We start from the raw sequence: 6182 nt of genomic DNA, 5'->3' as shown, positions 1-6182 counted from the left end.
CACGGTGGTGTGAGAGGTCGACTGCTCAAATAATGAGCAGTCTCCTACTCGATTTGCAACAAGAATGCAACGTAAAAATTTGCGTTTCAATTGCGTATTGGCTTTGAAACGAAAATAAAGAAAAAGTGCAACGTAAATTTTACGCTACACTTTTCTACTTTCTCTTATGCGTTTGGGGAGATGTATAAGCTTAGAAGTTATCCATATGTACTTCAAAGAAACCTTGCGGATGAGCGCAGACAGGGCAAACTTCCGGAGCGCTGGGGCCGACTACAATATGACCACAGTTGCGGCATTCCCAAATGGTCAGGCCGCTGTCTTTGCTGAAAACCTTCATTTCTTCGATGTTTTGTAAGAGTTTACGATAGCGTTCTTCATGACGTTTTTCGATAGCTGCAACACCGCGCATTTTTGCTGCGATTTCAGGGAAACCTTCTTCCTCAGCTTCTTGTGCCATTTTTACATACATATCGGTCCATTCATGGTTTTCGCCTTCAGCTGCTGCTAAAAGGTTAGCTGCAGTATCGCCTAACTGGTCTAATTCCTTGAACCACATATAAGCGTGAGCTTTTTCATTATTAGCGGTTTTCTCAAATAATTCAGCGATTTGATCATAGCCTGCTTTGCGGGCTACAATACCAAACCAGGTGTATTTGTTGCGTGCCATGGATTCGCCAGCAAATGCCTCCAACAGGTTCTTTTCGGTTTTGGTGCCTTTTAATGATTTCATATTATTCCTCCTTACTTCTGGCAAACTTATTTTAGAGCGGTAGAAAAATATTGTTTCGCTTTATATCTGCCTGTTTATATTCTATCATATAGAGTCAGTGTTAACAATGTATATATAAAGAAAATATTAATCATACTTAAAAAGGTTTTGCTGACAACTGGTAAAATTATTACTCATTCAGAACGAGTATAATAAAAGAGCATCAGTTGCTACAATTATTGTAGCAACTGATGCTTTTAATTTGCAGGGTATTACACGATTGTGCCGCCGCCGACAACTACGTCACCGTCATACATAACAACAGACTGGCCTTTGGTGATAGCGCGCTGAGGCTCGTCGAAAACGAGCTGCAACGTATCTGCATCAGGCTGGGTAACGGTTGCCCACTGCTCCTGCTGGTGGTAGCGGATGCGTGCTTTCACGCGGCGCGGTTCGGTGATAGCGTCGCAGTCAATGAGGTTGATATTCTTGGCTGTAACATTTTTGGTGAACAATCCCTCGTTTGTCGTAAGGATAACAGCGTTGTTCTTGGTGTCAATCTCTTTAACGTACATAGGCTGCGGCAGCGCCAGGCCTAGGCCTTTGCGCTGGCCTACGGTGTAATGGATAATGCCTTTATGTCTGCCAAGCACGTTGCCTGCTTCATCTACGAAGTTGCCGGGCTTGAATTTTCGTCCCAAGCGTGCTTCGATGAAATCAGCGTAGGTGCCGGTCTGGATAAAGCAGATATCCTGGCTGTCATGCTTTTGAGCGTTGACGAAGCCATGCTTTTCGGCAATTTCACGCACCTGTGTCTTATGCAGACCTCCGAGAGGGAACATAGCGTGTGCCAGCTGCTCCTGTGTGAGTGAATAAAGCACATAGCTCTGGTCCTTCAGAGGGTCAACAGCCTTGCGCAGCAGGTAGCGTCCCTTTGCTTCGTCATAGCTGATTTGTGCATAGTGGCCGGTGACAACGTAATCACAGCCAAGCTCCTGTGCACGTACAAAGAGCTGGTCGAATTTCAGATAGCGGTTGCAGTCAATGCAGGGGTTAGGCGTTCTGCCGTTAACGTAAGCGTCAACGAAACGGTCGATAACATCGCGCTCAAAGCGGTCGGCAAAGTTGAAAACGTAGTAAGGCATACCAAGGCTGGCAGCTACGCTGTGGGCATCTGCTACGTCATCGATAGAGCAGCAGCTGTTAGCTTTGGAAACGCCGATATCCTCGTTGGCAAAGAGCTTCATGGTTACGCCGGTGCATTCGTAGCCCTGCTCCAGCATCATCAATGCGGAAACGCTGGAATCAACGCCACCGCTCATGGCGATTAGTGCTTTCTTGTTCATAAATTTTCTCCTTCTGATTTATCTAAAGTGCGGCGTACATCGCCTCTGTCGGTTACTATGTTATAGCCTGCCATTTTTACGCGTGCCTCCAGACAGCCGCGGCATTGGGCTGCCTCCTCGCCGGTGCAGATTTTGTTGGCGTACAGCTCGTATTTTTTGCGTACTCCTACCGGTGAAAGGTTAGGCATTACGACATTGCCGCCGGCCTGCAGTCCCAGCTCGCGTCCATTGGGATGGATGGTACCGAGCGCTGTTGTCGATGGCAGTAGTGCGTAAGGGAAGAGTAGGCGCAGGATAGAAAGCAGGCGCAACGTCTGCTCCAGCGTGCCGCTTATCATATCCTTGAACGGTGTGTGTTCATGCGTAATGTAAGGACCTATGCCAATCATATCAGGCTGCAGCTTTTGCAGAAAGCGCAGGTCGCAGACAAGGTTTTGCGGCGTTTGGTAGGGGGAACCGACCATGAAGCCGGAGCCAACCTGATAACCGATTTCCTTGAGGTCAAACAGGCAGCGCTTGCGGTTTTCCAGGCTCATGCTGGCAGGATGCAGCTTAGCGTAATGCTCCGCATCCGCAGTTTCGTGGCGCAGCAGATAACGGTTGGCGCCTGCATCGAAGTATGTCTGATAGCTGGCACGGCTTTTTTCGCCGATGGAAAGTGTAATGGCGCAGTCCGGATGCTGCTGGCGGATGGCGCTGACAATGGCGCAGATTTTGTCGTCTGTATAATATGCATCCTCGCCACCCTGCAGCACAAAGGTGCGGAAGCCGAGCCTATAGCCTTCAGCGCAGCAGGTCAGGATTTCCTTCTGCGTCAGACGGTAGCGCTCCGCACAGCTGTTGCCGGCGCGGATACCGCAGTAGTAGCAGTTATTTTTACAGTAATTGGTGAATTCAATCAGACCGCGGATATAGACCTTGTCGCCATAATACTGCCGGCGGATTTTATCAGCTTCGCAGGCGAGCAGCTTGTTGATGTCAGATTCAGTGCTTGTTATCAGCGTCAACAGCTCTGCGTCGCTCAGATTGTGCTCACAGGTGAGCTTGTTTATTAAATTGGCAGCTGTTGACAGCATATTTTTACCTCCGTAAGCGGTTTACCGCTTCTGTGACTTTAGTTATAATTGTTTGGACTTCGTCCATGGTATTGTATTCGCACAGCGAAAAGCGCAGGGCGCTTTGCGCCATTTCGTGGCTCAGGCCGAGGGCGAGCAGTACATGGCTGGGTTCGAGCGAGCCTGCGGAGCAGGCGGAGCCGGACGAGCAGCAGATACCTTCATTGGAAAGCAGTGAAAGCAAAGCTTCGCCGTTTACTCCCTGAAAGCTGTAGTTGATTGTACCGGGCAGGCAGTGCTCGCGGTTGCCGTTAAAGCTGGCGCCGTCAATTTTATCTAAGCCGTTGCGCAGAGCATCGCGCAGGCCTGTGATATAAGCAGTGTTTTGCTGCATATTTTCCTGCGCGTCCTTGAGCGCTGCGGCAAGTCCGATGATGCCGGGAAGATTTTCCGTACCGGCGCGTTTGCCGCGCTCTTGTCCGCCGCCACGGATAAGACTTGTAAGCTGAATGCTGCTTTTGGCAAATAAAAGACCAATGCCTTTAGGTCCATGGAATTTGTGTGCGGAAAGCGAAAGCATATCGATATTATCGTGTTGTACGTCGATAGCAAGATGGCCTGCTGCCTGCACAGCGTCGGTATGGAAAAGTACGCCGCGCTTGTGGCAGAGAGCACCGATTTCGCGGATAGGCTGGATGGCACCGGTTTCATTGTTGGCGTACATGACGGAAACTAGGCAGGTGGTATCTGTAATAGCTTTTGCTACCTGCGCGGCGGTGACGATACCGTCAGCCTGCGGGCGCAGCAGCGTCACTGTAAAGCCTTGCGCTTCCAACGCTTCAAGCGTATGCAAAATAGCGTGATGCTCCATAGCAGTGGAAACGATGTGGCATTTGCCATGCTTTTTGCCAATAGCCGCAGCGCTGATAAGCGCCTGGTTATCGGCTTCGCTGCCGCCGGAGGTAAAGAAAAGCTCCTTCGGCGCACAGTTCAGTACCTGCGCTACCTGCTGGCGCGCGCGGAAAAGCGCAGCGGCGCTTTGCTGTCCTAAAAGGTGCACACTGGATGCATTGGCATATATTTCCTGAAGATAGGGCAGCATTGCCTTGACGGCAACGTCACTCATTTTAGTTGTAGCTGCATTATCTGCATAGATAAATTGCTTCATAATAGTAAAACATTCTCCTTCAATAGCGGAAATCCTGCTTTTACTTTTCTATTATACGCTTACTGGCGCGATATTTACAGAGTCAGCGTCTTTTTGGGGCGTATTTTGAGTAAAATTTAATTCCTACTGTCTTAATATGTTTCATATGGTACAGTACGACTGCTTTTTTGTCAAGCGAAGAAAATTTTAATTCTTTTTGTTGACAGGCAGAAAAAAATCAGTATAATAATACCTATAAATCAACTATGATTACTAGAGATTACAAAACAGAGAAAATGAGGGATTATACTAATGAAAAGCTTGCATTTTGATACACGATGTTGACTCTGGTTACCTGTTAATATAAGAAAGAAAAACTATACAACGATAATATACTGATTAGATGAAGACAAAGGAGCGATTTATTATGGCAATTTATACTAGCATTACTGATTTGATTGGCGGCACTCCGCTGCTGGAGCTGAAAAACTACGAAGCTGAAAACAAGTTGGAAGCAAAGATTCTGGGCAAACTGGAATACTTCAATCCCGCTGGCAGCGTCAAAGATAGAATTGCCAAAGCAATGATTGATGATGCAGAGGCTAAAGGTGCTTTGAAGCCGGGGGCTACTATTATTGAGCCAACCAGCGGCAACACCGGTATCGGTCTGGCATCCGTAGCTGCTGCCCGCGGTTACAAAATCATTTTGACTATGCCTGAAACCATGAGTGTTGAACGTCGTAACCTGCTGAAGGCTTATGGCGCACAGCTGGTACTGACTGACGGTGCTAAGGGTATGAAGGGTGCGATTGCCAAAGCTCAGGAGCTGGCAGAAAGCACTCCGAACAGCTTTATCCCCAGTCAGTTCACCAATCCTGCTAACCCTGCAACCCACAGAGCCTCTACCGGTCCGGAAATCTGGCAGGATACCGAAGGCAAGGTTGATATCTTTGTTGCCGGTGTAGGTACCGGTGGTACTGTTTCCGGTGTAGGCGAATACCTGAAATCCCAAAATCCAAATGTGAAGGTTGTTGCTGTAGAGCCTGCAGGTTCCCCGGTACTTTCCAAAGGTGTTGCCGGTCCGCATAAAATTCAGGGCATTGGTGCAGGCTTCGTTCCTGACACTTTGGATACTAAGGTTTATGATGAAATCATTGCTGTTGAAAACGAGGATGCCTTCAAAACCGGTCGTGCTATTGCCCATAAGGAAGGCATGCTGGTAGGCATTTCCTCCGGTGCTGCTGTTTATGCGGCAACGCTGCTGGCAAAACGCCCGGAAAACAAGGGCAAGGTTATCGTAGCGTTGCTGCCTGATACCGGCGAGCGTTATCTCTCCACTCCGTTATTTGCTGAATAAGCAGATAAAATACATATCACATCCCATTTCCTAACCAAAAGAAAGCAGTCTGCGCGGACTGCTTTCTTTAATTTAGAGCGCAAAAAACCGCCGACGTTATATAACCGGCGGTTAAGCATTAAATTGAATAATTATCAATGCTGCGCGCTTTGTAATTGTCAAGGATATCCTGCAGGGTGATGTTATCCAGGTAATCCGCAATAACCTTGCTCAGTCCCTGCCATAGCGGCAGCGTGATGCATTCATCGCGGCGTTCGCAGCCTACAGGGTTAAAGTCCAGACAGGCTACTGGCGTAAGGTTGCCTTCTGTCAGGCGCAGGATGCTGCCGACAGTATACTCACGCGGTGCGTTGACTAGACGGTATCCACCCTGAAAGCCACGGTTGGCCTGTAGGAAATTTGATTTATTCAGAATAGGAACAATCTGCTCCAGATATTTTTTGGAAATGTTTTGTCTTGCGGCAATGTCCTTGAGGGCAACAAAGCCATCCTGCTGATGCTCTGCCAGATCCAGCATCATACGCAGGGCATAGCGTCCTTTAGTTGATATTTTCATTATTTCTCCACC

The 6182-nt window shown here is 48.3% G+C and carries 6 protein-coding genes; 1 reads left to right on the top strand and 5 read right to left on the bottom strand.

The window, feature by feature from the left end:
- Window positions 1-190: 190 nt before the first annotated feature.
- From rbr to Q0612_RS03485, 4 genes are all read right to left on the bottom strand, one after another.
- A complete protein-coding gene (rbr, locus tag Q0612_RS03500; protein ID WP_009146377.1) occupies window positions 191-730 on the bottom strand; it encodes a rubrerythrin in 540 nt (179 codons plus the stop codon).
- A gap of 251 nt (window positions 731-981) precedes the next feature.
- Window positions 982-2055, bottom strand: coding sequence for a tRNA 2-thiouridine(34) synthase MnmA (gene mnmA / locus Q0612_RS03495; protein WP_298880802.1), 1074 nt, complete (start codon window positions 2053-2055; stop codon window positions 982-984).
- On the bottom strand, window positions 2052-3131 hold the full coding sequence (gene hydE / locus Q0612_RS03490) for a [FeFe] hydrogenase H-cluster radical SAM maturase HydE (RefSeq protein WP_298880798.1): 1080 nt from the start codon (window positions 3129-3131) through the stop codon (window positions 2052-2054). Before hydE ends, mnmA begins: the two co-directional genes overlap by 4 nt.
- Before the next feature lie 4 nt (window positions 3132-3135).
- Entirely contained in the window at window positions 3136-4278 is a 1143-nt protein-coding gene (locus tag Q0612_RS03485) for a cysteine desulfurase family protein (RefSeq protein ID WP_298880795.1), read from the bottom strand.
- Window positions 4279-4684: 406 nt separating this feature from the next.
- Here Q0612_RS03485 and cysK point away from each other — a divergent pair, with 406 nt between their 5' ends.
- Window positions 4685-5614: a cysteine synthase A gene (gene cysK / locus Q0612_RS03480; RefSeq protein WP_367181685.1), complete on the top strand. Its 930-nt coding sequence runs from the start codon at window positions 4685-4687 to the stop codon at window positions 5612-5614.
- Window positions 5615-5732: 118 nt separating this feature from the next.
- Here the strand turns inward: cysK and Q0612_RS03475 are convergent, their stop codons facing one another.
- The gene (locus Q0612_RS03475; protein ID WP_293828952.1) at window positions 5733-6170 is read right to left on the bottom strand and encodes an Rrf2 family transcriptional regulator; all 438 of its coding nucleotides are present in this window, start codon (window positions 6168-6170) and stop codon (window positions 5733-5735) included.
- Window positions 6171-6182: the final 12 nt, after the last annotated feature.

This window comes from uncultured Phascolarctobacterium sp., assembly GCF_937920985.1.
GTDB lineage: Bacteria > Bacillota > Negativicutes > Acidaminococcales > Acidaminococcaceae > Phascolarctobacterium_A.
The sequence above is the reverse complement of the archived record's forward strand: the minus strand, read 5'-3'. Positions and strand labels throughout refer to the sequence as shown.